At 72.4% G+C, this 24,302-nt stretch carries 21 protein-coding genes; 11 read left to right on the top strand and 10 right to left on the bottom strand.

Annotation, left to right across the window (positions count from 1 at the left end; genetic code table 11):
* Positions 1–81 precede the first annotated feature (81 nt).
* The 4 genes from ACY3FI_RS03250 (at position 82) to ACY3FI_RS03265 (ending at position 4,721) form a co-directional block, all read left to right on the top strand.
* Positions 82–1,584: a DUF6421 family protein gene (locus ACY3FI_RS03250; RefSeq protein WP_462549311.1), complete on the top strand. Its 1,503-nt coding sequence runs from the start codon at positions 82–84 to the stop codon at positions 1,582–1,584.
* Complete coding sequence (locus tag ACY3FI_RS03255; protein ID WP_462549312.1) at positions 1,581–2,258, top strand: SDR family oxidoreductase; 678 nt, start codon at positions 1,581–1,583, stop codon at positions 2,256–2,258. The genes ACY3FI_RS03250 and ACY3FI_RS03255 overlap by 4 nt, the downstream gene beginning before the upstream one ends.
* Entirely contained in the window at positions 2,255–3,328 is a 1,074-nt protein-coding gene (locus ACY3FI_RS03260; RefSeq protein WP_462549313.1) for a threonine aldolase family protein, read from the top strand. The genes ACY3FI_RS03255 and ACY3FI_RS03260 overlap by 4 nt, the downstream gene beginning before the upstream one ends.
* A gap of 223 nt (positions 3,329–3,551) precedes the next feature.
* Positions 3,552–4,721, top strand: a complete 1,170-nt coding sequence (locus tag ACY3FI_RS03265) for a GDSL-type esterase/lipase family protein (protein ID WP_462549314.1) — start codon at positions 3,552–3,554, stop codon at positions 4,719–4,721.
* Between the two features lie 9 nt (positions 4,722–4,730).
* Here ACY3FI_RS03265 and ACY3FI_RS03270 read toward each other — a convergent pair whose 3' ends face one another.
* From ACY3FI_RS03270 to ACY3FI_RS03280, 3 genes are all read right to left on the bottom strand, one after another.
* Positions 4,731–5,795, bottom strand: a complete 1,065-nt coding sequence (locus tag ACY3FI_RS03270; protein ID WP_462549315.1) for a hypothetical protein — start codon at positions 5,793–5,795, stop codon at positions 4,731–4,733.
* A 178-nt stretch (positions 5,796–5,973) separates the two neighbouring features.
* Positions 5,974–7,050, bottom strand: a complete 1,077-nt coding sequence (locus ACY3FI_RS03275; protein ID WP_462549316.1) for a cation diffusion facilitator family transporter — start codon at positions 7,048–7,050, stop codon at positions 5,974–5,976.
* Entirely contained in the window at positions 7,047–7,409 is a 363-nt protein-coding gene (locus tag ACY3FI_RS03280) for an ArsR/SmtB family transcription factor (RefSeq protein WP_462549317.1), read from the bottom strand. Before ACY3FI_RS03280 ends, ACY3FI_RS03275 begins: the two co-directional genes overlap by 4 nt.
* Positions 7,410–7,569: 160 nt before the next feature.
* Between ACY3FI_RS03280 and ACY3FI_RS03285 the strand changes: the two genes are divergently transcribed.
* Both ACY3FI_RS03285 and mtnN read left to right on the top strand, forming a co-directional pair.
* A complete protein-coding gene (locus ACY3FI_RS03285; protein ID WP_462549318.1) occupies positions 7,570–8,064 on the top strand; it encodes a DUF4396 domain-containing protein in 495 nt (164 codons plus the stop codon).
* Between the two features lie 70 nt (positions 8,065–8,134).
* Complete coding sequence (mtnN, locus tag ACY3FI_RS03290) at positions 8,135–8,845, top strand: 5'-methylthioadenosine/S-adenosylhomocysteine nucleosidase (RefSeq protein ID WP_462549319.1); 711 nt, start codon at positions 8,135–8,137, stop codon at positions 8,843–8,845.
* A gap of 283 nt (positions 8,846–9,128) precedes the next feature.
* Here mtnN and ACY3FI_RS03295 read toward each other — a convergent pair whose 3' ends face one another.
* Together ACY3FI_RS03295 and ACY3FI_RS03300 are read right to left on the bottom strand one after the other, a co-directional pair.
* On the bottom strand, positions 9,129–10,901 hold the full coding sequence (locus tag ACY3FI_RS03295; protein ID WP_462549320.1) for a discoidin domain-containing protein: 1,773 nt from the start codon (positions 10,899–10,901) through the stop codon (positions 9,129–9,131).
* A gap of 142 nt (positions 10,902–11,043) precedes the next feature.
* A complete protein-coding gene (locus tag ACY3FI_RS03300; protein WP_462549321.1) occupies positions 11,044–12,207 on the bottom strand; it encodes an epoxide hydrolase family protein in 1,164 nt (387 codons plus the stop codon).
* Positions 12,208–12,306: 99 nt separating this feature from the next.
* On the opposite strand from ACY3FI_RS03300, the gene ACY3FI_RS03305 reads away from it, so the two are divergent.
* The 3 genes from ACY3FI_RS03305 to ACY3FI_RS03315 all read left to right on the top strand — a co-directional run bounded on the left by ACY3FI_RS03305 (position 12,307) and on the right by ACY3FI_RS03315 (position 15,879).
* Positions 12,307–12,903 carry a TetR/AcrR family transcriptional regulator gene (locus ACY3FI_RS03305; RefSeq protein ID WP_462549322.1) on the top strand — a complete coding sequence of 199 codons (597 nt, stop codon included), beginning with the start codon at positions 12,307–12,309 and terminating at the stop codon, positions 12,901–12,903.
* Positions 12,900–13,796, top strand: coding sequence for a serine hydrolase domain-containing protein (locus ACY3FI_RS03310; protein WP_462549323.1), 897 nt, complete (start codon positions 12,900–12,902; stop codon positions 13,794–13,796). Before ACY3FI_RS03305 ends, ACY3FI_RS03310 begins: the two co-directional genes overlap by 4 nt.
* Before the next feature lie 133 nt (positions 13,797–13,929).
* Complete coding sequence (locus ACY3FI_RS03315; protein ID WP_462549324.1) at positions 13,930–15,879, top strand: potassium transporter Kup; 1,950 nt, start codon at positions 13,930–13,932, stop codon at positions 15,877–15,879.
* A 16-nt stretch (positions 15,880–15,895) separates the two neighbouring features.
* Here the strand turns inward: ACY3FI_RS03315 and ACY3FI_RS03320 are convergent, their stop codons facing one another.
* The 4 genes from ACY3FI_RS03320 to ACY3FI_RS03335 all read right to left on the bottom strand — a co-directional run bounded on the left by ACY3FI_RS03320 (position 15,896) and on the right by ACY3FI_RS03335 (position 22,198).
* The gene (locus tag ACY3FI_RS03320; RefSeq protein WP_462549325.1) at positions 15,896–16,936 is read right to left on the bottom strand and encodes a carboxypeptidase-like regulatory domain-containing protein; all 1,041 of its coding nucleotides are present in this window, start codon (positions 16,934–16,936) and stop codon (positions 15,896–15,898) included.
* Between the two features lie 175 nt (positions 16,937–17,111).
* Positions 17,112–18,809: a collagen-binding domain-containing protein gene (locus tag ACY3FI_RS03325; RefSeq protein ID WP_462549326.1), complete on the bottom strand. Its 1,698-nt coding sequence runs from the start codon at positions 18,807–18,809 to the stop codon at positions 17,112–17,114.
* Positions 18,806–20,470 carry a bifunctional aspartate transaminase/aspartate 4-decarboxylase gene (locus ACY3FI_RS03330; RefSeq protein WP_462549327.1) on the bottom strand — a complete coding sequence of 555 codons (1,665 nt, stop codon included), beginning with the start codon at positions 20,468–20,470 and terminating at the stop codon, positions 18,806–18,808. Before ACY3FI_RS03330 ends, ACY3FI_RS03325 begins: the two co-directional genes overlap by 4 nt.
* Before the next feature lie 21 nt (positions 20,471–20,491).
* Positions 20,492–22,198, bottom strand: coding sequence for an aspartate:alanine exchanger family transporter (locus ACY3FI_RS03335; protein ID WP_462549328.1), 1,707 nt, complete (start codon positions 22,196–22,198; stop codon positions 20,492–20,494).
* A 234-nt stretch (positions 22,199–22,432) separates the two neighbouring features.
* Between ACY3FI_RS03335 and ACY3FI_RS03340 the strand changes: the two genes are divergently transcribed.
* On the top strand, positions 22,433–22,690 hold the full coding sequence (locus ACY3FI_RS03340) for a hypothetical protein (protein ID WP_462549330.1): 258 nt from the start codon (positions 22,433–22,435) through the stop codon (positions 22,688–22,690).
* Between the two features lie 15 nt (positions 22,691–22,705).
* On the opposite strand, the gene ACY3FI_RS03345 is transcribed toward ACY3FI_RS03340, so the two are convergent.
* Positions 22,706–23,284: a TetR/AcrR family transcriptional regulator gene (locus ACY3FI_RS03345; RefSeq protein WP_462549331.1), complete on the bottom strand. Its 579-nt coding sequence runs from the start codon at positions 23,282–23,284 to the stop codon at positions 22,706–22,708.
* A gap of 94 nt (positions 23,285–23,378) precedes the next feature.
* Here ACY3FI_RS03345 and ACY3FI_RS03350 point away from each other — a divergent pair, with 94 nt between their 5' ends.
* Positions 23,379–24,260, top strand: a complete 882-nt coding sequence (locus tag ACY3FI_RS03350; protein WP_462549332.1) for an NAD-dependent epimerase/dehydratase family protein — start codon at positions 23,379–23,381, stop codon at positions 24,258–24,260.
* Positions 24,261–24,302 lie beyond the last annotated feature (42 nt).

The following is a 24,302-nucleotide window of genomic DNA, read 5'->3' on the forward strand; positions in this document are numbered from 1 at the left end:
TCCGTCCCGCGACCCTCAATAGGCTTCCCGTCAACGACCCGCCACCCGGTGCGCGGTCCGCCCGACGACGGGAGGTTCGACATGTCGCAGTACGTCCAGGCCCACGCACAGGACGCCATCGTCGGTGAGCCCGAGGTCGTCGAGGACCACGTCGAGCACGTCGTCGCCGAGCACCCGGTCCGCGCGCTCGCGTCGCACCCGTCGTGGCTGCGGCTCAAGGACGCCGCCACCGCCCTGCAGCAGCTCCAGGTGCAGGACGGCTCCGTCGCGGACGCGGCCGACCACGAGCGCGCCGCGGCCCTCGTCCGGACGATCGCCGCGGCGGTGGCGGATCTCGCACCGTCCTTCCCGCACGACGCCGCGTACCTCGCCGCCGTGCAGCGGGACCTGCACCGCTGGGCCGACGAGGGGTTCGGCGTCCCGGACTTCCTGGACGCCCTGAACGCGTTCCAGCCGCAGCGGCACCGAGTCGACGGGCTCGGGCACCTCGTGGTGTTCCCGATGGTGACGCAGAACGGCAGCACCTCCCGCCTGTTCGAGGCCGTCCTGGTCGAGGTGATCTGGCCGGACTTCGTCGCCGCGCTCGAGGCCGACCGCTACGGCAACGCGCTGTTCGTCGCGCTGCGCTTCATCGACTTCACGCCCGGCTACGACACGAACTCGGCGGTGCTCTTCCCGGAGACGGTGTCGATGCGCGAGGTCCCGGCGTTCACCTGGGGCGCGATCTTCCAGGACCGCGAGGCCGCCCGCTACCGACGGGTCGTCCGCGCGGCGGCGACGATCACGAAGCTCGACCTGCCCGAGGACGCCGCCGCGATGCTCGACGACCAGCGGCTCACCGAGGAGGTCTTCGTGATGTGGGACATCATCCACGACCGCTCGCACATGCGCGGCGACCTGCCGTTCGACCCCTTCATGATCAAGCAGCGCATGCCGTTCTTCCTCTACTCGCTCGAGGAACTGCGCTGCGACCTGACGGCCTTCCGCGAGTCCGTCCGCCTCGAACGGGAGCTCTCGGCCCGCCCGGACGCCGAGCTCGACGACGCCGAACGCGCCATCCGCGACCATGCGGCACTCGTGCAGTACGCGGTGGTGTTCGACCGGATCTTCCGCTTCGCGATCACCGGCAGCCGCGTCCGCAACTACGACGGCCTCGGCGGGCAGCTGCTCTTCGCGTGGCTGCACCAGCACGACGTCCTGCACTGGACGGACACGCAGCTCACCATCGACTGGGACGCCGTGCCGGACGTCGTGGTCGCGCTGAGCGACGAGATCAACGAGCTGTACCGGCGGTCGATCGACCGGCCGAAGACGGCGCACTGGCTCGCCGCCTACGCGCTGCTCACCCGGACGCTCACCCCGCACCCGGCCTCGCGCTGGGCACGAGGCCTGCCCGACGAGACACTCGCCGGGCCGCCGAAGGGCTACACGGACGCGGTGCTCGACGACGAGTTCCCGCTGTCCATGTTCTACGAGGCACTGCACAAGAAGATGGCGCCGGTCATCTCGTCCACGTCGGGCATCACCGGACTGCGGGACGCCGTGATCGCGGACGCCGCCGCCGTCGCGGACGTCGCCGCGTGACCGGCACGGACGCCGCGCTCGCCGGTCGGCTGGTGCTGGTCGCGGGCGCGACCAGCGCCAGCGGCGAGGCCGTCTGTCGGGCGCTCACGCGAGCGGGCGCGACGGTCGTCGCGGTCGGGACCCGCAGTGACGCCCTGGAGGCACTCCACGCGTCCGTCCCGGAGGTCACCACCCATCGGTGCGACCTCGCCGACCGTGGTGCGGTCGACGCGCTGGTGGCGGACGTGCACCGCGACCACGGCCGCGTGGACGGCCTCGTGCACCTGGTCGGCGGCTGGCGGGGCGGGGGCGGGATCGCCGACCAGTCCGACGACGACTGGGACTTCTTCGACCGGGTCTTCCGGACCCTCCGGAACACGACGCGCGCCCTCGTCGGCGACCTCGCCGCGTCGCCGGCCGGACGGCTCGCGATCGTGTCGTCCACCGCGGTCGACGCCCCGACGCCGGGTGCCGCGAACTACGCCGCCGCGAAGGCCGCCGCCGACGCCTGGGTCCGCGCTGTCGCCCGCGGCTTCCGCGGGGACGCACCCGCCGCCGCCGCCGTGGTCTTCGTCGTCGCGACACTCGCGGGACTCGAAGCACGACTCGGCGACGAGGTCGTGCGACTCTGGACCAGCACCCCCGCGGACGTGAACGGCGTCCGCATCCCGCTCGAACCGAGGACTGCGCAGTGACCCTCCGACTCCACGACCTGAACCTCCGCGGCTTCGCGTCCGACAACTACGCCGGTGTGCACCCCGAGGTCCTCGACGCCATCGCCGCCGCGAACCAGGGCCACCAGATCGCCTACGGCGAGGACGTCTACACGGCGCGACTGCACGAGGTCTTCGCCGAGCACTTCGGCGAGCAGGCGCAGGCCTTCCCGGTGTTCAACGGCACCGGCGCGAACGTCGTCGGGCTGCAGTCGATGCTCCCGCGCTGGGGTGCGGTGGTCTGCACGCAGACCGCGCACATCCACACCGACGAGGGCGGTGCTCCGGAGAAGGTCGGGGGCATCAAGCTCCTGCCGGTCGAGACCCCGGACGGCAAGCTCACGCCGGAGCTCATCGACCGCGAGGCCTGGGGCTGGGGCGACGAGCACCGCGCCCAGCCGCTCGTCGTGTCCATCACCCAGACGACCGAGCTCGGCACCGCGTACTCCGTGGACGAGGTCCGGGCGATCGCCGACCACGTGCACGGCCTGGGCATGCGGCTGCACATGGACGGTGCCCGCATCGCGAACGCCGCCGCGACGCTCGGGGTCCCGCTCCGCGCCTTCACCACCGATGCCGGCGTCGACGTGCTGAGCTTCGGCGGCACGAAGAACGGCATGCTCTACGGCGAGGCGATCGTCGTGCTCGACCCGGCGGCGTCGCAGGGGCTGCCGTACCTCCGCAAGACGAACATGCAGCTGTCGTCGAAGATGCGCTTCGTGTCCGCGCAGCTCATCGCCATGCTCACCGACGACCTGTACCTGCGCTCCGCCCGCCAGGCCAACGCGATGGCCGCCCGACTCCGGGCCGCCCTCGAGCAGGCGATCGCGGACGGCACCGTGCAGGGCGTCGCGTTCAGCCAGGCCACCCAGGCGAACGGCGTCTTCGCGACCCTGCCCGCCGGGGTCGCCGACCGCCTCCGCGAGCACTTCCGGTTCTACGACTGGGACGCCGCCCGGAACGAGGTCCGCTGGATGTGCTCGTACGACACGACCGAGCAGGACATCGACGCCTTCGTGGCCGCCCTGACGCGGGAGCTCGTGCCCGCCTGACCCGGACCGCCGCGGGGCCGGATGCGCGAAACCGCTCACCCCTGCGACATGGCGCACGAACCCCGACCGGACTCCCGACGGCGGTCGACCGGGGCGAGGATACGAGCAGTCACGTCACGCTCGGCCCGTCCTGACACCTCGGGTCAGGCGTGACGACTGCTCCGTGCCGCCCACGGAGACCACCTCGCGGTCAGCCGACCGACGCGCCTCCCGAAGGGCTGTCATGGACACCTCGCAACTCCGAGCCCGTCGACGTCGGACGGTGGTCCGCCTCGTCGGCACGGCACTCGCCGCGATGCTCGCGGTCGCGACGGCGGCGTGCAGCGCGACGTCCGCGCCGAAGCCGCCGGACCCGCTCGCCACCTGGAACGCAGCGGTGGCGGACCGGGCCGAGTCCCCGGCGAAGTGGGTCGCGCTGGGCGACTCCATCACCGAGGGGCAGGGCGCGTCCACCCGCGCGGACCGCTGGATGGACCTCACCCGGGACGAGCTCCGGCGACTCCACCCGACGGACGGGACGGGCGGGGGAGTCGGGTACGTCCCCGCGCGCTTCGCCGTCTACGAACCGGACTCGACGTGGGCCGACTGGGCGACCGCCGGCGCCGGCGCCGCCCATCCGATCGACACCGTCCCGGACCTCGGCTACCGTGCCCTGGCCATGGAGGCGGGCGCCACGAGGACCTACCCCTTCACCGGGACCGGGATCGACGTCTGGTGGGCCCGGTCTCCCGACTCGGGCGACTTCACCTACAGCATCGACGGCGGCGAGCCGAAGACGGTGCAGACGACCGGCAGCGACGACACCGGGATGACCACGCGCGTCGACGGTCTGACGAGCGGGGAGCACACCGTCACCGTCACCGCCCTCGGGACGTTCGCGCTCGAGGGGTTCACGATCTACGACGGTGACCGGGACTCGGGGATCCACCTGTACGACTCCGCTCGCTCGGGCGCGACGATCGGGACGTTCACGAAGGACCAGGCCGGGTTCCTCCGGGCCATGCGCCGAGTGGGCCCCGACCTCATCACGATCACGCTGGGCGGGAACGACGCCGGACACCTCACCCCCGAGGAACTGGGGACGCAGTACCGGGCGTTCCTGCGCGCGCTCGCGACGCTCCCGTCGAAGCCGTCCGTCCTCGTCATCGGGGAGTTCACGCCGGCCCCGGCGATGACCGACGGGATGTCCGCCAGCTGGTCGACGTACCTCGACACCATCGAACGCGCCGCGAAGTCGTCCGGAGCAGCGTGGGTCAGCATGGCGGACACCTTCCCGACGGCCACGTACTCGGGCACGGGCATCTACTCGACCGACGGACTCCACCCGAACGACCGGGGACAGCGGAAGGTGGCGAAGCTCGTGCTCGCCGCGCTCGCCGAGCACGACCGCTGACCGCGAGGTCTACGAGCGGTACAGGGTGTCGCGCGCGAGGACCGCGAAGTCGCGCAGGAGGTCGAGCTCCACCGTGTCCTCCCGCCGAGGGGCGGGGTCGAAGACGCAGACCGCGCCGACGCGTGTCCCGTCGAGGTCCTCGAGCGGATGGCCCGCGTAGAACCGGATCCGTCCGCGACGGGCGACCTGTGGACGGTCCGGGTCCCACGCGTCCGGGATCACCATCGGCCCGGAACCCAGCACGGTCGCGCGGCAGAAGGAGTCCTGCAGCGCTCCTGTCCCACGGGGGACCCAGAGGCTGGCGGCCGACCACTGCCGTCCTTCCGGCAGGAACGTGATCGCCGCCCCCTTCGTCCGGAACAGCTCCGTCATGCGCTGGACCAGTCGGTCGAGGGCTGCGTCGGCCGGTGCGTCCACGATGCCCAGTCGACGGACCGCGTCGTAGCGCTGCGCGAACGGTTGCGGCGTCGAGCGGAGCCACTGCGGGCTCCCGGCACGGTCACGCTGCTGCTCGAGCAGCAGGTGCGTGACGTCCAGGAGCAGCGGAGGAACGCCGGTGACCGTGTCGCTGTCCAGGCCGAGCACGATCAGGTCCCGCCGTGCGCGCTGCAGAGCGGCCACGAGGGCGGTCTGGTCGTCCTGTTGTGCGAGTCCGAGGACGACGACGATCTCCGTGGTCGGCGCGAGCCGCGGTCGGAGCTGATCGATCAGGACGAGTGCCTCCTCCGCGGCGCCGACGACGGCGGTGCTCGTCGTGCGGCTGTGCACGACGCTGCCGGACAGGCAGACCACCACGACGTCGTAGTTCGCGACGTGGAGCCCGCTCCCGGCCGAGGTCAGCGTCTGGCCGGACCAGCTCGACCAGGGCGTCGCGGTGACGTCGGCGCCGCGGCCCGACCGTGCTCCGAGTGCCTGCGCCATCAGGCGGGCGGCGTCCTGCAGCGGCTGGTCGGGCGCGAAGACCGCGTCGCCGAAGACGAGGATCCGGTCGGGGTCGGGCCCGCTCGCCGAGGCGGTCACGACGCGTGACGTGAGCGGACGGGTCGGCAGGTGGGGGGCTTCCAGCATGGTCATCGTCGACATCCCTGGGTGTGGTGGTGCTGCTCCTGGATCCGCTCGGTCCCCGGAGCACTTCGGGTGGGTGCCTCCAGATTGTTCCCCTCGGGTTCCCAGACTGTTCGTCCCCAACGTTGGGGGTTGACGGTGGGGTGGACGTCGTTGCGGAGGAGTGGTCGGTCCCGCTCGGAGGTGCTCAGTGCTGGTGCACGTGGACCGCGGGGGTGACGGTGAACTCGTCGACGTTGCCCATCGCGTCGTGCACGTGCTCCGCGGCGTGCTCCGCGATGTGCTCGGCGTCGTGCAGTGAGGTCGCGGCGACCTCGACGGTGGCGGAGCCGGTCAGGCGGTGGCCGACCCAGCGGAGTCGGAGGTCCCGGACGGCCTCGACACCGGTGGTGTGTCCGAGGGCGTGTTCCGCCTTGCTGACGAGGACGGGGTCGATGGCGTCCATGAGGCGGGCGCCGATCGACTTCACCGTCCCCCAGAGCAGGACCATGATCGAGACGGAGATGAGCAGGCCGATGATCGGGTCCGCGATCGGGAACCCGAGGAGCACCCCGATCGCACCGAGCACGACCGACAGGGACGTGAAGCCGTCCAGACGAGCGTGCACGCCGTCCGCCACGAGCGCGGCGGAGCCGATCTTCTGGCCGACGCGGATGCGGTAGATCGCGACCGCTTCGTTGCCGGCGAACCCGATGAGGCCTGCGAGCACGAGCAGCCACGGGTTCTCGACGGGGCGGGGGTCGATGAACCGATCGATGGCCTGCCAGCCGGCGACGACCGCCGAGAGGGCGACGACGAACACGATGAACATGCCCGCGAGGTCTTCGGCGCGGCCGTACCCGTACGTGTAGCGGCGATCGGCGATCCGGCGGCCGAGGACGAACGCGATCCACAGCGGGACGGCGGTCAGCGCGTCGGCGAAGTTGTGGATCGTGTCCGCGAGCAGCGCGATCGACCCGGTGAACGCGACGATCACCGCTTGGAGGACGGTCGTTGCGAGCAGGATGAAGAGACTGGTCTTCAGTGCGCGGACGCCGGCCGTGCTGGCCTCCATCGCGTCGTCGATCGAGTCCGCGGAATCATGGGTGTGCGGCACGAACAGGTCGTACAGGAACCCCTTCACCCCGCCGTGCGGGTGCGCGTGCCCGTGCTCACCGTGCCCGTGCTCACCGTGCCCGTGCCCGTGCTCGTGCTCGTGCTCGTGGTCGTGGTCGTGCGGATGACCGTGCTCGGTGTGGCCGTGCGGGTGTCCGTGGCCGGTCACGCGCGCTCCCGATCGCCTCGGTGGTGGGGTGCGGCGCCGACGACGTGCTCGGCCTGCTTCACGGCGTCGACGACCAACTCGGACGCATGCTCGTCGGTCAGCCGGTAGTACACGGTCGTGCCCTCGCGACGGGTCGACACCATCCGTGCCAGGCGGAGCTTCGCGAGGTGCTGCGACACTCCGGCGGCGCTCTTGTCGACGACCTCCGCCAACCGGTTCACCGACAGTTCGCCGCTGTCGCGGAGCGCCAGGATGATCTTGACGCGGGTCGCGTCCGCGAGCATCGCGAAGACCTCGACCGCGAGCTCGACGTACTCGGACTCCGGGCTGAGTCCGCAGGGTTGCTTGTCTACGTGCACACGCAGATACTACACAAGCGGGCGTCGTCGGCCGAGGCCGGGGCGGCGCGCGGTGATCCGTCGAACCTGGGAACATCCGGGACCCGCTCGCGTTGCATCTGGTGATACCCCCAGGGGGTACTACTCGACCATCGGCGGCAGCCGCGGAGATCGGAGCAGCATGGACACCCACGAGCACCACCAGACGAACGGCCACGACCACGCCGGGCACGGGCACACGACGACCTCGTGGTCGATGGCCGCGCAGGCGACGCTGCACTGCCTCACCGGCTGCGCCATCGGCGAGGTCCTCGGCATGGTCATCGGCACCGCGGCCGGCTTCCACAACGCCGGCACGATCGTGCTGTCGATCGTCCTCGCGTTCGTCTTCGGCTACGCCCTCACGATGCGCGGGGTCATGAAGACGGGCCTGACGCTCGCGGCGGCGTTCACGGTCGCGCTCGCCGCGGACACCGTCTCGATCGCCGTCATGGAGGTCATCGACAACAGCGTCGTGGTCGCGATCCCCGGCGCGATGGACGCGCAGCTCGACCAGTGGCTGTTCTGGGGCTCCCTCGCGCTGTCCCTGGCACTCGCGTTCGTGGTGACCACCCCGGTGAACCGGTGGATGATCAGCCGCGGTCTCGGCCACGCCGTCGTGCACGGCCACCACTGACCGCTCCCGCACGGTGCGACGCCCGTCCGCCTGGTCCGCGACCGTCGCACGCGCGTGCGAGGATCTTCCGGTGCAGCCCGAAGGAACCCCCGTCGCCGTCGTCATCGCCGCGATGACCGAGGAACTCTCCGCCGTCGCCGACCTGCTCGGCGGCGTCGTGATCGACGACGGTCCGGTGGGCGGCCACGACGAGCACCACCTGCTCGACGTCGAGGGTTCCCTCGTCGCGCTGCGGCGCAGCGGCATCGGCTTCACCAACGCGACGGCCGCCGCCGCCCACTGCTTCCACGACTTCGGGACCGTCCCGTTGATCAGTGTCGGGACCGCCGGCGGACTCATGCGCGGGATCGAGATCGGCGACGTGGTCGTGGGCGAGCACTACGTGAACATCAACGCGGACGCCACGGCGTTCGGGTACGCCTTGGGCCAGGTGCCCGGGATGCCGCCGACGTACGCCCCCGACGACCGGATGCTCGCCAGGGCCTCGGTCGCCGAGGCACCGTTCCGGGTGCGTCCGGCGACGATCGGGTCGAGCGAGGTGTTCGTGACCGAGGACCGTGCGCGCACCCTGCGCGTTGCGTTCCCCGCGGTCGCGGCGGTCGACATGGAGTCCGCGGCGATCGCACAGTTCGCGCACGTGCACGACATGCCGTTCCTGTCGATCCGCGGGATCAGCGACCTGTGCGCGCCGGACGGCGACGAGTTCCGCGAGCACCTCGACGACGCGTCGGCGCGCGCCGCGCGCGTGGCGCACGACGTGCTCCTCGACCTGGCGGCCTGACCGCGGGGGTGCGGCGTCCGCACCTGACGGACTGGAGGTGCGGTGCCAGCGGGCCCCGCGCCTCCAGTCCGTCGTCCGGTCGCGTCAGCGGTGCCGTCGGCTGGACAGCAGTCCGCCGAACACCAGGGCCACCGCGACCACGAACACGATCAGCTGGGCCGGATCGAACCCGTCGAGGTCCATGCTCGTCTCCTTCCGCGCGCACGGCCGTCCGTGCGCTCCGTCGAGGCGAACGGTAGGACGTCGTTCCTGTACGCGTGGAGGAGGTGGGGTACGCGCCCGATCAGCCCACGACCCGCACCGACGTCGTCCCGATACCGACGTTGCCGTGTCCGTCGAGCGCGTACACCGCGATCTTCCACACCCCCGGCGTGGTCGGAGCCGCGGTCTGCAGCATGTCGGGGCCGGTGACCGTGACGGCGACGGGGCGCATGCTGCCGTTCCCGTCGACGTACCGGCTGGTCGTCGCGACGCGGTAGGTGATCTGGTCGCCGTCCGGGTCGGTCGCCGGAGCGCTGATCGTCACGGCAGCACCGGGTGCGACCCCGCTCGACGGCGCGGCCGTGACGCTGCTGACCACCGGCGGACGGTTGCCCACCACGGCACCGCGGTAGGCGTCGCGCACGGCGTACCAGGCGAGCCGCTTCTGGCCGCCGGTGCGCAGGTTCAACCAGACCCCCGCCTCGTCGTCCTCGACCCCGTAGTTGAACATCGTGGCACCGAGCGCGACCCCGGGGGCCGCCGTCACCGCTCGCCACGCGTCCGTGTACGCCTGGGCCGCCGCGGTGTCGCTCGGCTGTCGGGGGATGCCGTTCGCGTCCGCGGGGACCTCCCACGAGCCGGCCGGTCCGGTCTCGGTGACCAGGTACGGCTTCGTGTACCCACCATCGCGCCACGCGCGCTGCACGTCGCCGACGCCGCCGTAGGTGTTCACCGCGTAGAGGTCGAGGCTCGGCGTGTACCGCTGGTAGTAGCTCCACGCGCCGGTCCACGCGTCCGTCGAGGTCACCGGGTGGTCGGGGTCGGCGGCGTGGACCGCGCGGACGACCTGTTCGACGTACTGGGCGTACGCGACTCGTTGCGCTTCGCCCTGCCCGAGCATCACCTCGTTGCCGACGTCCCACATGAGCAGGCCGCGGTCGCCGCGGAAGGTCGTCACGGTCTTCGTGATCGACGCCAGGGTGTTCGTCTTGTACGCGGTGTCGTGCACGTAGTCGGCGCCCTGGTCGAGCCACAGCCCGGCGACGACGCGGATGCCGTTCGCCCGGGCCGCGTCGAACAGCGGCGCCGAGGACGCGTCGGTGCCCCAGGTCCGGACGGTGTTCGCCCCCATCGCCGCGACGTCCGGCAGGTACGTCGCGGCCTGCGCGGGCGGTGGCCCGTACGTCACGCCGCGGACGGTCCAGGGGGCGCCGTCGACGGTGAGCTGCCAGGAGCCCTGCGAGCCGACGACGTGCACGCCCGTTGCCGGGGCCGGGGCCGGCGACGTGGACGGCGTCGGCGTCGGCGTCGGCGCGATGGTGGCGGTGGGGGCCGGGGTGGGGGTCGCGCTGGGTGTCGGCGTCGCGGTCGCGGTGGTGCCGAAGACCTGGAACTCCCACAGCGAGTAGCCGTAGCTCGTCGCCCGCTGCACGCCGAGCATGCGGACGTAGCGGCCGGACGCCGAGACGCTCGTGGACACGACGCCGCCCTTCCCCGCCGTCGTGGTCGACACCGTGCGCCAGTTCGTGGCGTCCGAGGAGACCTGCAGCCGGTACGACCTCGCGTACGCGGCCTCCCAGCGGAGGGTGATGCTGGTGATCGTCGCGGTGCGTCCGAGGTCGACGCGCAACCACTGCGCATCGGACCGACCGCTGGCCCAGCGTGTGGACGTGCTGCCGTCGACCGCCTTCGCCGGGCTGCGGGTGGTCGCGTCGCTGGCGGAGGCTGCCGCGGGGCGACCCTGGGAGAGCAGGGTCGGGGCGGCGCTCGCCGGGGACGTCCGCACGGTCACCAGGAGGGCGGCCAGCAGGACGGCGACCAGCACCGCCACCGCCGTCCGGGTGGTCGTGGACACGGTGCTGCTGATCCTGCGCATCGGGGCTCCTCGGCGCTCCTGGTGCTCGTCGTGCTCCTCGGTGGGGAGCACCGTCACCGTACGGACGTCTCCGTGCCGGGGTCAACGGCCGGTGGCCGCCCCAGTCCGGGGGCAGGACAGTTCACGCACGGAGGCCGCGGAGTCCGCTCCGCAGCTCCTCGACCAGGAACGCCGGCTGCTCGAGCGCGGCGAAGTGGCCGCCGTGCTCGGCCGTCCCGAGGTGGACGAGCCCCGGGTAGGCGTCCTCGATCCAGTGCCGCGGCATCAGCGGCACGTCCTCCGGGAACCGGGTCACGGCGACCGGCAGGGTCAAGCGTGGACCGCTCATCGTCGCGGACCGGTTGTCCCAGTAGATCCGCGCCGCCGAGGCCGCGCTGTTCGTGAACCAGCTGATGGACACCGTGTCGAGGATCCGGTCGAGGTCGATCGCGTCCTCGAACCGACCGCCGTGGTCGGTCTTCGACTCGTACCGGTCCAGGATCCACGCGGCCTGCCCGATGGGGGAGTCGGCCAGCGCGAAGCCGATCGTCTGCGGTTTGGTGCCCTGGAGGTGGTTCGCCCCGCCGAGTTCCCCGGCGTAGCGGACGAGCCCCTCGACGGCCCGCTCCTCCTCGGGTGAGCGGTCCGTCGGGAGGACGGCGGGGACGGCGTACGGCGTGCTGAGGTGCACGCCGAGCAGCCCCTCCGGACGGGCGGCGCCGAGGGCGGTCGTCACGGCGGAGCCCCAGTCGCCGCCGTGTGCCGCCCACCGCGCGTACCCGAGCCGACGCATGAGCTCGGTCCACGCCCCGGCGATCCGGTCGACCGTCCACCCTGGTTCCGACGGCGCGCTCGAGAACCCCGCGCCCGGCAGCGACGGGACCACGACGTCGAAGGCGTCCTCGGCGCGGCCGCCGTGCGCGACGGGGTCGGTCAGTGGGGCGACGAGGTCGAGGAAGTCCGCGGGGGTGCCGGGCCAGCCGTGGGTGAGGAGCAGCGGCAGGGCACCCGGCTCGGGGGACCGGACGTGCAGGAAGTGGACGTCGACGCCGTCGATCGCGGTCCGGAACTGCGGGACGCTGTTCAGGCGCTCTTCCCGCCGACGCCAGTCGTAGCGGTGACGCCAGTGGTCGACGAGCGCCCGCGCGGCGTCGGTCCGGACGCCCTGGGACCAGTCGGGGACGGGCTCGGGTGCCGGCCAGCGGGTCGCAGCGAGCCGACGCGCGAGGTCGTCGAGGTCCGCGTCTGACACGGCGAGGCGGAACGGTCGGACGGCGTCGGGTGCGTGGGTGGTCGGTTCGTGCATGGTCGGACTCCTCGTCCAGTGGACCGATCCGGCTGCGATTGCACACCGGTGTGCAACGCAGGCTAGAGGCTTTGCACACCGGTGTGCAATCATCGAGGCGTGACCGACACCGAAGACCGCATCCTCACCGTCGCGGTGGAGATGCTCGGTGCGGACCCCGACGCCGGCATGGGCGAGGTCGCGCTGGCGGCCGGTGTCGTCCGCCGGACCGTCTACGGCTACTTCCCGAACCGGGCGGCACTCGTCCGGGCGATCACGACGCGGGCGGTCACCGAGATCCTCGAGGTCCTGCGTGACGCCGACCGACCGGACCGCTCCGCCGACGCCGCATGGGTGGCCTGCATCGCCCGGGTCTGGCCGCTCGCGCACCGGTACCGGGTGCTCGTCGTGCTCCGGCGCGGCGAGTTCGGGGCCGACATCCACGCGCTGCTCGCCCCGGTGGACCGTGCGCTGGCCGACCTCGTCGCTCGCGGGCAGGCGGACGGGTCGCTCGGCAGGCACCTGCCGGCGGACGTCCTCGGACAGCTGGCGTGGTCGGCGGTGTTCGCGATCGCGGACCACGACCTCGCGCGCGACGACGTGGACCTGCCCGCGGCGGTCACCACGAGCCTGCTCCTGCTCGGCGTCCCCGCGGACCGTGCGGCCGCGCTGCTCCGCGAGGCCGGGCCGGACGTCACGGAGCGCCGGGCCTCGTGAACGCCGCCGGGACGCTCCTCGACGCCCTGGTGGCGCACGTCGACACGACGGGCTTCGGCGCGCACGGCCTCCACGTCACCGTCGGCACGGACACCGCCGAGCACCGCTGGACCCCCGACGTGCGCGAGGAGGTGCACTCGATCGCGAAGGGCGTCTGCGTGCTCGCCCTCGGGATCGCCGCGGACGACGGGCTCGTGGACGTCGACCTGCCCGTGCGCCGGTACCTCCCCGACCTGGCGTACGGGGCCGGGACCGCGGACGTGACGCTCCGCCACCTGCTCACCATGACGAGCGGGATCGACATGCCGTGGTCGCCGACCGAACTGACCGACTGGCCGGACCTCGCCGCCGAGTTCCTCCGGCGACCCTCCCGCGGCCGGGTGTTCCAGTACGCGAACGCCAGCACCTACACCGCGATGCGCGCGCTCGCGACCCGGGTGGGCGACGTCGGGACCTTCGTGTCCGAGCGGCTGTTCGCGCCGCTCGGCATCGAGGACGTGCACTGGCTGCGCTCCCCGGACGGCTCCGTGGCGGCGGGCGAGGGCATCGCGCTCCGGACCGAGGAGCTCGCACGGCTCGGCCGCCTGGTGCGCGACGGCGGGGTGTCGGACGGTGTGCGGGTCGTCTCCTCCCGCTGGTGCGACGCGATGCACGCCGGCTGGGTCCGACGCGACGACGCCGACCCGGGCTACGACCGGTACGGGATGGCCGGCTGGGGCGGCCCGGGTCGGCTCTGGCGCCTGCACGGGGCGTACGGCCAGATGCTGCTGTTCGCCCCGGACGGCCGGACCGTCGTGACCGTCAGCGCCGACGACCACCTCGGCGCGGACGCCTTCGCCGCGTTCGTCGCCGACGAGACGGAGCGACGACGGGCCCGACCGTCGAGGGACTGAGCACCGTCCGTTCCACGCGCCGCCCGACGGCGTCCCGTCCACGTTGTGCGCCCGCTGCGAGCGGCGGCCCCGTCGCGGTGCGAGGATGATCCGCGGCCGTCGCCCGGACGGCCGCGAGACAGAGGTGACGAGCGTGACCGAGACCCGCTCCCAGAGCACGGCGACCGAGACCTCCGAGGACGGCGGACACGGCCCGGCCAAGGGCGTCGTCGCGCTCGCGCTCGCGGCCCTCGGGGTCGTCTTCGGCGACATCGGGACCAGCCCGCTGTACGCCCTGCGCACCGTGTTCACCATCGACGGCGGGATCGTGAAGGCCACCGAGGAGGACGTCTACGGCGTCATCTCGATGATGTTCTGGAGCATCACGATCGTCGTGTCGATCAAGTACGTGCTCGTGCTGATGCGCGCAGACAACGACGGCGAGGGCGGGGTGATGGCGCTCGCCGCACTCGCACGGCGCCTGTACGCGAAGCGCCGTGGCGGGGCGACGATCTTCCTCGTCATCGGGATCGTCGGCGTCTCGCTGTTCTACGGCGACTCGGTGATCACCCCCGCGGTGTCCGTGCTCTCCGCGGTGGAGGGCCTGCAGACGGCGGCGCCGAGCGTCGGGCACCTCATCGTGCCGATCGCCGCCGTCATCCTGGTGATCCTGTTCGCGGTGCAGAAGTTCGGCACCGGCAAGGTCGGCAACCTGTTCGGCCCGGTGATGCTGCTCTGGTTCGTGGTCATCGCGGCTGCCGGTGTCCCGCACATCCTGGCGCACCCCGGCGTGCTGCAGGGGCTGTCCCCGACGTGGGCGATCGCCTTCCTCATCGCGCACCCGTACATCACCTTCGTCGCGATGGGCGCGGTCGTGCTCGTGATCACCGGTGCCGAGGCGCTCTACGCGGACATGGGGCACTTCGGCCGGACGCCGATCCTCCGCGCCTGGTTCTTCGTCGTGTTCCCGGCCCTCGTGCTGAACTACCTCGGGCAGGCGTCGCTCGTGCTGAGCGACCCCTCGGCCGCGAAGGACCCGTTCTTCCTGCTGTTCCCGAACGCGCTGCAGATCCCCGTCGTCGCCCTCGCCACCCTCGCCACCGTGATCGCCAGCCAGGCCGTCATCTCCGGGGCCTTCTCGCTCACCCGGCAGGCCGTCCAGCTCGGGCTGCTGCCGCCGCTGACGATCCGGCAGACCTCGCGGCAGGAGGGCGGGCAGATCTACCTGCCGGCGATCAACCTCATGCTCTTCATCGCGGTCATGGCGATCATGCTGACCTTCCGGTCGTCGGCGAGCCTCGCGACCGCGTACGGCGTCTCCGTCACCGGGGCACTCGTCGTCGACACCCTGCTGCTGCTCCTCGTCGTGAAGCCGCTGTGGGGGTGGAAGACCTGGAAGCTCGTGGTCGCCGCCGTCGTCTTCGGTGGGCTCGAGCTCACGTTCCTCGCCGGCAACCTGTCGAAGATCCTGCACGGCGGGTGGGTGCCGCTGCTCATCGCGCTCGCCGTGATCACGCTCATGACCACGTGGCGCCGGGGCCGGCAGCTCGTGCAGGAGGAGCGCAAGGAGCGCGAGGGGTCGCTCGCCGACTTCATCGACCGGGTCAACCGCGAGCACCTCCCGCGCGTCCCCGGCGTCGCGGTGTTCCCGCACCCGAACAAGGAGACGACGCCGCTGGCGCTCCGGGCCAACGTGGAGCACAACGGGGTGGTGCACCGGAAGGTGCTCATCGTGTCCGTCCTCACCGCGAACGTGCCGCACGTTCCCCACGCCAAGGCCTTCTTCCGCGACGACCTCGGGTACGAGGACGACGGCATCGACCACATCACGGTGAAGTTCGGGTTCTCCGACGACCAGGACCTGCCCAAGGCCCTGCACGCCGCGTGCCTCGCCGAGGTGCTCGACGTCGACCCCGACGAGATGCTGCACGCGTCGTTCTTCATCTCCCGCGGCGCGCTCCGGCCGACGCCGGGCAACCGCGGCATGGCGGGCTGGCGCAAGAAGCTGTTCGTCGGGCTCGCCCACAACGCTGCGGACCCGGCCGCCCGGTTCGGCCTGCCGGCGCAGCGCACCGTGACGATGGGCAGCGACGTCGAGATCTGATCGGCGAGTCAGCCCGTCAGCGCGTGCTCCAGAAGTTCACCGTCCGGCTCTCCTCGCTCGTGACCACGATCGTGTGCGAGGACGCCCGGTCGGCGACGGGCCGCTTGCCCTCGCCGCCGTACCAGTAGGACACGTACCGGCCCTGGCTCGGTGACCAGCCGACGATCTCGATCTTGTAGCGACCGGGGTTCACGAGCGCACCCCAGGTCCCGCCACGACCGGGCGACCAGTACCCCATCCGGCTGTCGAACGTGCTGCCGATCGACTCGCCGTACACGTGCACCTCGCCGTTCGTGAAGTCCGTGTCGAGCTGCGGGTTGAGGATCACGCCGAGACCGACGCCGCGGGTGGACCGGCCGTCCACGCCGTCCACGACCGTCTCGGCACGGCCTCCGACCCGCTGCGCGACGCGGACGTAGGACCGCTCGGTCGTCGCGCCCGCCGCACGGTGGAAGCCCCACGACTGGTCACGGAGTGCCGGCCAGGCGTCGAGCGTCTCGTCGTGCGCGTTGAACTGCACGCTGTAGTCGTCGCTCGGCAGCCCGTGCACCCAGTAGTGGCCGTCCGGCCCGGTCACCGTACGGCGGACGGTGCCGGTGTTCCAGCCGCGCACGACGACGGATGCGCCGTACAGGTCGGCACCGTACGGGTTGGACGCGGTCCCGCCGATCGAGGCGCCCTTCCGCATCACGAGGACCACGGTGTCGTGCTCCCCGGCCGCCACGACGACACCGGTGCGCTCGGCGGGCAGGACGTCGTCGAAGCCGTGGTCGCCCTGTCGTTCGCCGTACAGCGAGAACGTGCCGGCGGGGACGTCGCCGAACGTGAGCCGCCCACGCGGGTCGCTCATCGCGGTGTCCTCGATGCGCCCGGACGGGTCGCGCAGCTCCACCGTGACGCCGTCCATCGCGAGCGGTCGCTTCTCCGGGTCGCTGAGCATGACGGTCAGCGCGCCGTCGGCCGGTGCGGCCGAAGCCGCGGTGACCGGGACGACGAGCACCCCGGTCAGCGTCATGGCGGTGGCGATGCCCACCGTCGTCCATCGTCGTGCGGTCATCTCGGGCCCCTGATCCCTCGCGGGGCCGCCCCCGGCCCCGGTGCGTCGCATGGTAGCCGCACCGTCGTCACCGCGGTGCGGATCCGACGGACTGGAGGCGCGGTGCCGGCCCGCCCCGCGCCTCCAGGACGACCTCCGGGACGTTCCGAGGCCGTGCACCGCGACCCGGCTCCCGTCACCCCCGGTGCGTGCGACGGCGCGCACGGCGCACCGTCAGCAGCAACACGGTGCCCGCGGTGAGCAGCGCGGCCGCGGCGAGGCCGAGGGCGGACGGGTCGTCGCCGGTGAAGGCCAGGACGGACGCCGCAGCCCCAGCGGCAGCATCCGGTCCACGGCCACCCGCCGGTGCGCCGGTCGGCGCCGCCGGCCCGGTCGGGTCGCTCGTCGGGGGCGCAACACCGCCCGGGTCAGGGGTCGGCGAGGGGCCGGTGGTCGGCCCCGGCGTCGGGTCGGAGTCGGGTGGGACCGCGGTGTTCACGACCGTGCAGACGGCGTCGGCGCCGTCCGTGATCGTGACCGTCGACCCCGCGACCGCCGCGCCCGTGCAGGCCCACGGTCCGGGGTCGTACCCGGTCGGACCGCCGGTCTCGCCGAGGACGTAGTCGCCCGCCGGGACGGTCTGCCCGGTCACCGCCGCACTGCCCGAGGTGCCGGCGACGACCGTGCCGGGTGCGGTCGCCGTCAGCGTCCAGTCGGCCGGGTCGGCGGATCCGCCCGACACCCGCTTCACGAGCGTGAGCGTGCCGGTGGCTGCCGACGTGCCGACGCAGGACACCGTCGCGGCGAAGGGGAAGCCGTGGATCTCGAGCGGGACCGGCCCGGGTGCGCTGGCGACACCGTGCGTGAAGGACGCCGCGATGACGTTGCCCTCGATGTTCTGCGTGACGTCCCACCGGAGGTCGGCCCGCGGGGCGTAGATCGTCCCCTCCAGCGCGTCGGCGCCGGTCACGTGCACGCTGGTCGCGTCGGGGAAGTTCCACAGCACGAACGGCGCGTTGCCGCTCGTCAGGTTCGCCAGGTTCGGGATCGATCCGTCGAACGACGCACCGGTGACGTTGACCACCAGCGGGGTCCCCGGGCCGGGCACGCCGTCGAAGGTGAGCAGCGACAGTGCGTCGAGGTCGGTGCCGGGGACGGTCAGCACGTTCGTCATGCCCGTCTGGAGCGCCACCCGGGCGGAGGTCCCCTGGGCGACCGGGGAGTCGACGGGCGTGCCCGCTGCGTCGGTGAGGACGGTGGTGGCCGGGCAGGTCCCGATGTCGGTCGACAGCGACCGGTAGCGCGCGAACGAGGCGGCGGGGTCGAGCACGGACGGGTCCGCCGTCCGCGCGACGTCGGCGGGCGACTGCGTGACCGTGCCCTCGATCCGCGGGGTCGTCTCGGCGGTGGCGCCCTCGGGGACGAGCCGGTACGGGATCGCGGCACCGTTCTGGTCGACGTCGAAGGCGTCGTAGGTCGTCGTGTCGCCGACGTGGGTGAGGCCGCCGTTCAGCACCCGCAGCACGGCACCGCTGCCGGTCGGGAAGCGGATGCCGCCGCCGACGTAGAGGTAGGTCGGCCGGTCGTCCCCCGGCAGCGTGGGGGCGCCGATCGGCGTGCTGCCCGCGCCGATGTTGTACGCGGTGTCGAAGGTCAGGTCGCCACCGGCGGCGAGCGTCCCCTCGGCCTCGTCGGCCGCCAACCGCACGTCGCCCTCGACGAACACGAGGAAGCCCTGGTTCGCCGGGTGTCCGTCGACCGGGACGGTCACGGGGTTCACCGGGGCGAGCGGCGCGGCGACGGCCGGTGTCGGAGCCGTCCACGCGAGGGTCGAGGTGGCCGCGACGACGAGGAGCGCCGCCGAGCCCGCCAGCCCGCGCCTGACCCGTCTCACGCGCCCGGCTCCGCCGCGACCGTGTCGGCCTGCTCCTCGCTCGCCCGCCACTCGTCGACGTACTGCTTGCCGATCGCCCGGAGGCTGCGACCGATCTGCGTGTAGTCCTCGTCGCGGAGGTTCGCCAGCGAGACACGGACGGACCACTCCGGACCGTCGAAGCCGCCGCCGTTCAGCAGGATGATCCCGGTCTGGTCGGCGAGACGGAACAGGATGTCGGTCGGCTCGTAGTGCTCGCGGAGGAACGCGCCGATGCCGGGCCCGCGAAGTCGTTCGGCGTAGGCGAGCACGTCGAGCTCCACGTAGTAGCCGACGCGGTTCACGTCCTCGGGCAGGGTGACCTGCATGCCGTCGAGGAGGAGCTCGAGGCGACGCCGGATGAGCGCCTGGGCCTCGTGCTTGTAGTGGCCTTCGCGGTCGAGGACGGCGTACGCGGCGAACAGCAGCATCTGGCACTGCTGCGGGAGGGAGAGCCCGGCCGTGTGGTTCAGCGCGACGGACCGGCTGTCCGCCACCAGCCGGTCGACGAACCGGATGTCGCGCGGGTGCAGGGACAGTGTGCCGTAGCGGGCGTCGAGCTCGCGGAGGTCGGCGTCCGGCAGTGCGGCGAGTCGCTCGTCGAAGACGTTGTCACGGTTGACCGCGACGACGCCGAGTCGCCATCCGGTCGCCCCGAAGTACTTCGAGAACGAGTACACGCCGATGGTGTTCCGCGGGACCTCCGCCATCAGCGAGCGGAACCCGTCGATGAAGGTGCCGTAGACGTCGTCGGTGATGATCGTCAGCTCCGGGTTGTCGGTCGCGACGACCTCCGCGATCGCGTCGAGCGTCTCCTGGGCGATCCGGACCGACGGCGGGTTGGTCGGGTTGACGACGAACAGCGCCGTGATCGACGGGTCGCGCAGCCGGTCGATCTCCTCCGGCGGGTACTGCCAGAGGTGCACGCCGTCCTGGTCGACGGTGCTCGCATGCAGGTGGACCTGTTCGAGGTCGTACTCCGCCAGGGCGGGGATCTCGAGGTAGGGCGTGAAGATCGGGGTCATGAGCGCGATGCGGTCGCCGCGGTGCATCAGCCGGTTCTGGAGCAGGGAGTCGAACACGTAGCACATCGCGGCCGTGCCGCCCTCGACGGCGAACAGGTCGTACGGTTGCCCGGGTGCCTCCCCGGCGCACATCTCCTGCACGAGGTACTCGTGCACGAGCTGCTCGGCGTGGTGGAGCATGCGGTCCGGCTCCGGGTAGTGGTCCCCGATCACCGAGTCGGCCAGCTCCCAGACGAACGAGTCCGGGGCGAAGCCGAGGTCGTCGACCCCGTGGCGCAGGACCCGCCGCAGCAGGTCCACGCCGGGTTCGCCGTCGTGCTCGGCGATCCAGGCCTCGAACCGCGCGGCGATGCCGTCCTTCTCGGGGACACCGATGAGCTCGCTGTCCCACTCGTGGTGCTCACGGGACGTCGTGAGGGCGAACTGCCCGAGGGCGAAGAACGCCTCGCGGGGGGTGGGTGCGATGAAGTTCGGGTTGCCGCGTCCCGCGTTGAGCATCTGGAACGCGGTGCGTGCCTCGTGCTCGCCAGCGATGCGTTGCAGCTCGGCCTTGAGTTCGAAGGGCGAGAGTTCCTGGAGTCGGGCGATCTGCTCGCGGGAGACGCTGGCGACGGGCATGGGGGTTCTCCTTGCGCTGGGTCAGCTGGCCATGACGGCGACGACGACGGCGCCGCCGATGCTGAGGACGATGTTCCCGATGGCGTACGGGACGGTGAAGCCGAGCAGGGGGACGCTGCTCTTCGCGGTCTCCTGCAGCGACCCGACGGCAGCCGTGGTCGTCTGTGCGCCGGTCAGCATGCCGAGGATGATGACCGGGTCGGTCCGTCGGAAGAAGAACCGCCCGACCAGCGTCATGACGACGAGGGGGACGAGCGTGACGACGACGCCCGCGAGGAGGAGCTGGACGCCGTACTGCCGGAGGCCGTCGACGAACCCGGGTCCGGCGTTGATCCCGACGACCGCGACGAAGAGCGTCAGGCCGACCGTCTCGAAGAACCACTGGGCCCCGGGCGGCACGTGCCCGAACGTCGGGCTCTTCGAACGTCGCCAGCCGAGCAGCAGGCCGACCACGAGCGCACCGACGCTCGTCGTGAGGGCGACGGGGACGGTGCCGATGGTGATGGACGGCACCCCGATGAGCGCACCGACGGTGATGCCGATCGCGACCGTGACCATGTCGGTCTTCGGGTCGGTGCGCTCCGGGAAGCCCACGTACCGGATGCCCTGCTCGAGGAGGGGCAGCGGCCCCTGCACGCGGAGTTCGTCGCCCGCGTGGAGCACCGTGTCCGCGCCGAACGGGATCGCCTGACCGCCCCGGGTGATGCTCTTGAGGAAGATCTGGCGGGCCGTGGGCGTCCGTCGGAGGTCCTCGATCGACTTCCCGACGACGGCCCTGTTCGTCACGACGACGGAGAGCTCCTCGATCGGGACGTCGAGCAGGGCGGCGTCGTCGACCTCGGTCGCGAACGCCGCGAGGTCCTCCTCGACGACCGCTGCGTGGTGGCCGGCGACCACCACCACGTCACCGGGCTCGAGCTGCTGGTCGAGGTGCGGTTCGACGATCGCGTCGCCGTGCCGCACCCGGGCGATGAACACCCGTGCGCCGACGCGTTCGTCGGACGCCGCTTCGAACGCCCCGACGGTCTGCGGCCGGAAGGCCTCGTCCAGCCGGTAGGCGCGACGGACGACCTGCGCGTACCCGCTCGTCACGTCCGGGTTGTCGTCGTGCACGCCGAGGCGCTGCTCCAGCCCGTGCGCGGCCGCCGGGAGGTCGCGGACACCGAGCAGACGGGGCGCGAGCAGCGAGATGTAGAGGGCGGCACCGACCGTGCCGAAGATGTACGTCACCGCGTAGGCGACGGGCACGAGGTCGCTCCAGGTCTTCGCGGTCTCCGCGCTCACCGGCAGCCCGGCGATCGAGTCCTGTGCCACGCCGATGATCGACGACTGGGTGAGCCCGCCGCCGGCGAGCCCGGCCGCGAGCCCCGGGTTGTAGCCCAGGGCGACGCTGATCGCGATCGTCGTGCCGAAGCCGACGACGGCGAGCAGCACGGCGAACAGTGCCTGCGGCAGCCCGGAGCCCTTGAGCCCCGCGACGAACTGCGGACCGAGCTTGTACCCGAGCGAGAACAGGAAGACGAGGAAGAAGACCTGCTTCACGACCGCGTCGACCTGCAGGTCGTCCCCGAGCACGGCGCCGATCACGACCCCGGCGAGCAGTGTCCCGGTGACCGCTCCGAGGCCGATGCCCCGGTAGCTGAACCGCCCGACGAAGAAGCCGACCCCGAGCGCCAGGAACACGGCGATCTCCGGGTGGTCGACGATCGTGTCCCTGAACCACGTCATGGCGCCCCCGCCCCGCGAGGACCCTGCTGTCCCCGGTGCAGCAGACCGTAGCCCTCCGGCCGCGCTCGCGTGCCGCGGACCTGTCCGGTACGCGCGGGCGAGCTCACCGCCTCCGCGTGCCGAGGACAGCCCGTCCGCGCATCGTGCACACCCCTCGTCCGGGGGGTCCGGATGTGCTTACGGTGCGGAGACGGGCGTGCGCAGGGCTGCCCCGGAGTCGGCGGGAGGAGTGCCATGAACCAGGACGTCAACAGCCGCGCGGACGGTGACCGCCGGCGCCTGGTGGACACGGCCGCTGCATGGCCGGACGACGTGGACGTCTCCGTCGGCCGGACCGCGCCCGACGGGCGAGGCACCTGCACGGTCCTGCGTGACCTGCGGCGCTGGTTCGCCGGGGTCGCCGCGGACGGCACCTCCGCGGACGGGCTGCCCACGCTGCCGGTGGCGGTGGTGCGGACGCCCGAGCACCACCGGACGAACCATCCGGCGTGACCCCCGGACCCGGCGTCAGCCCAGCGCCGCCACCGCGCTCCGCAGCTCCGCCAACGCTGCCAGCGCGTGCGGCGCCAGCGGGTCGTCCTCGGCCCGGTCGACGCCCGACCACCGGTCGTACCCCTGCTTGAACGCGAGCACGCCCATCTCGCTCGCCAGGCGTGCGGGGACCGGTTCGACGCCGCGCGCGAGCAGCGCGTCGGTCATCGCGGCCGCCATGCCGACGCTCTTCAGGGCGTCCCGCTCCTGCAGCTCGGTGCTCGCCGCGACGGCCGCCCGGAGGCGCGGGCCGAGTTCGCGGTTCGTCGGCCCCATCTCCGCCGAGGCTCGGGTGAGTCCCGCCGCGACGGCGTCGAGCGGCGCGGCGTCCGCCGGGGCGTCGGCGATGCCCTCGGCGAGGAGACGGCTCAGCGTCTCCTGCCCCGCGACGAGGAGCTCCCGCTTGTCGGGGAAGTGCCGGAAGAACGTGCTCTTCGTCACGCCGGCCCGCTCCGCGATCTGCGCGACGGTGGTGTCGTCGTAGCCGTGCTCGGAGAACAGGTCGACGGCGGCGAGGACGAGTCGTTCCCGTGCTCCCGGTTCCCAGCGTGCCATGCCCCGATCATACTGACGGGACAAGTGTCCCATCGGGTGTAGCGTGATGCGACAAAGGTCCCGTCACGGGGCCGTCGTCCGTCAGGAGCACACCATGCACGTCTTCGTCACCGGTGGGACCGGCACGATCGGCACCGCCGTCGTCGCCGAGCTGACCACCGCAGGGCACACCGTCTCGGCCCTCGCCCGGTCCGACCGGTCCGCAGCGGCCCTCACCGCGGCCGGGGCCACCCCGGTGCGCGGCGCGCTCACCGACCTCGACGTCCTGCGGGCCGGTGCCCGCGACGCCGACGGGGTGGTCAGCCTCGCGTTCTCGAACGACTTCAGTTCGGACGATGCGCTCAGCCGCGGCATCGACGAGGAGGCTGCCGCGATGGCCGCGCTCGGCGACGAGCTCGTCGGGTCGGACCGTCCGTTCGTCGTCGTCTCGGGCACGCCCTGGATCCCCGGTCGCGCCTCCGTCGAGACCGACCCGCTGCCGACCGACGGCCCGGTCGCCGGCCGGGCGCGATCGGTCGAGACCGCGCTCGCGCTGGCCTCACGCGGCGTCCGGTCGAGTGCGATCCGGCTGCCGCGCACCGTGCACGCCGATGGTCGGGGCGGCTTCGCGGGCATCCTCACCGAGGCCGCGCGTGCCTCGGGGATCGCCGGCTACCCGGGCACCGGCGAGCAGCGCTGGCCCGCCGTGCATGCTCGGGACGCAGCCGTCCTGTTCCGCCTCGCACTCGAAGGGGCTCCGGCCGGCTCTGCCTGGCACGCGGTCGCCGACGAGGGGGACCGGGTCGTCGACATCGCGGCGGTGATCGGCAGCCGGCTCGGGCTGCCCGTCGAGCAGGTCGGCGACGAGGTCTTCGGCGCGTTCGCGCCGATCTTCGCGACCGACCAGCCCGCCTCGAGCGCGGCCACGCGCCGCGCGCTCGGCTGGGAGCCCACGCACCCCTCGCTGCTGGCCGACCTCGAGAACGTGACCCCCTGACGGACTGGAGGCGCGGTGCGGGCCCGCACCGCGCCTCCAGTC

Source organism: Curtobacterium sp. RM9 (assembly GCF_054956955.1).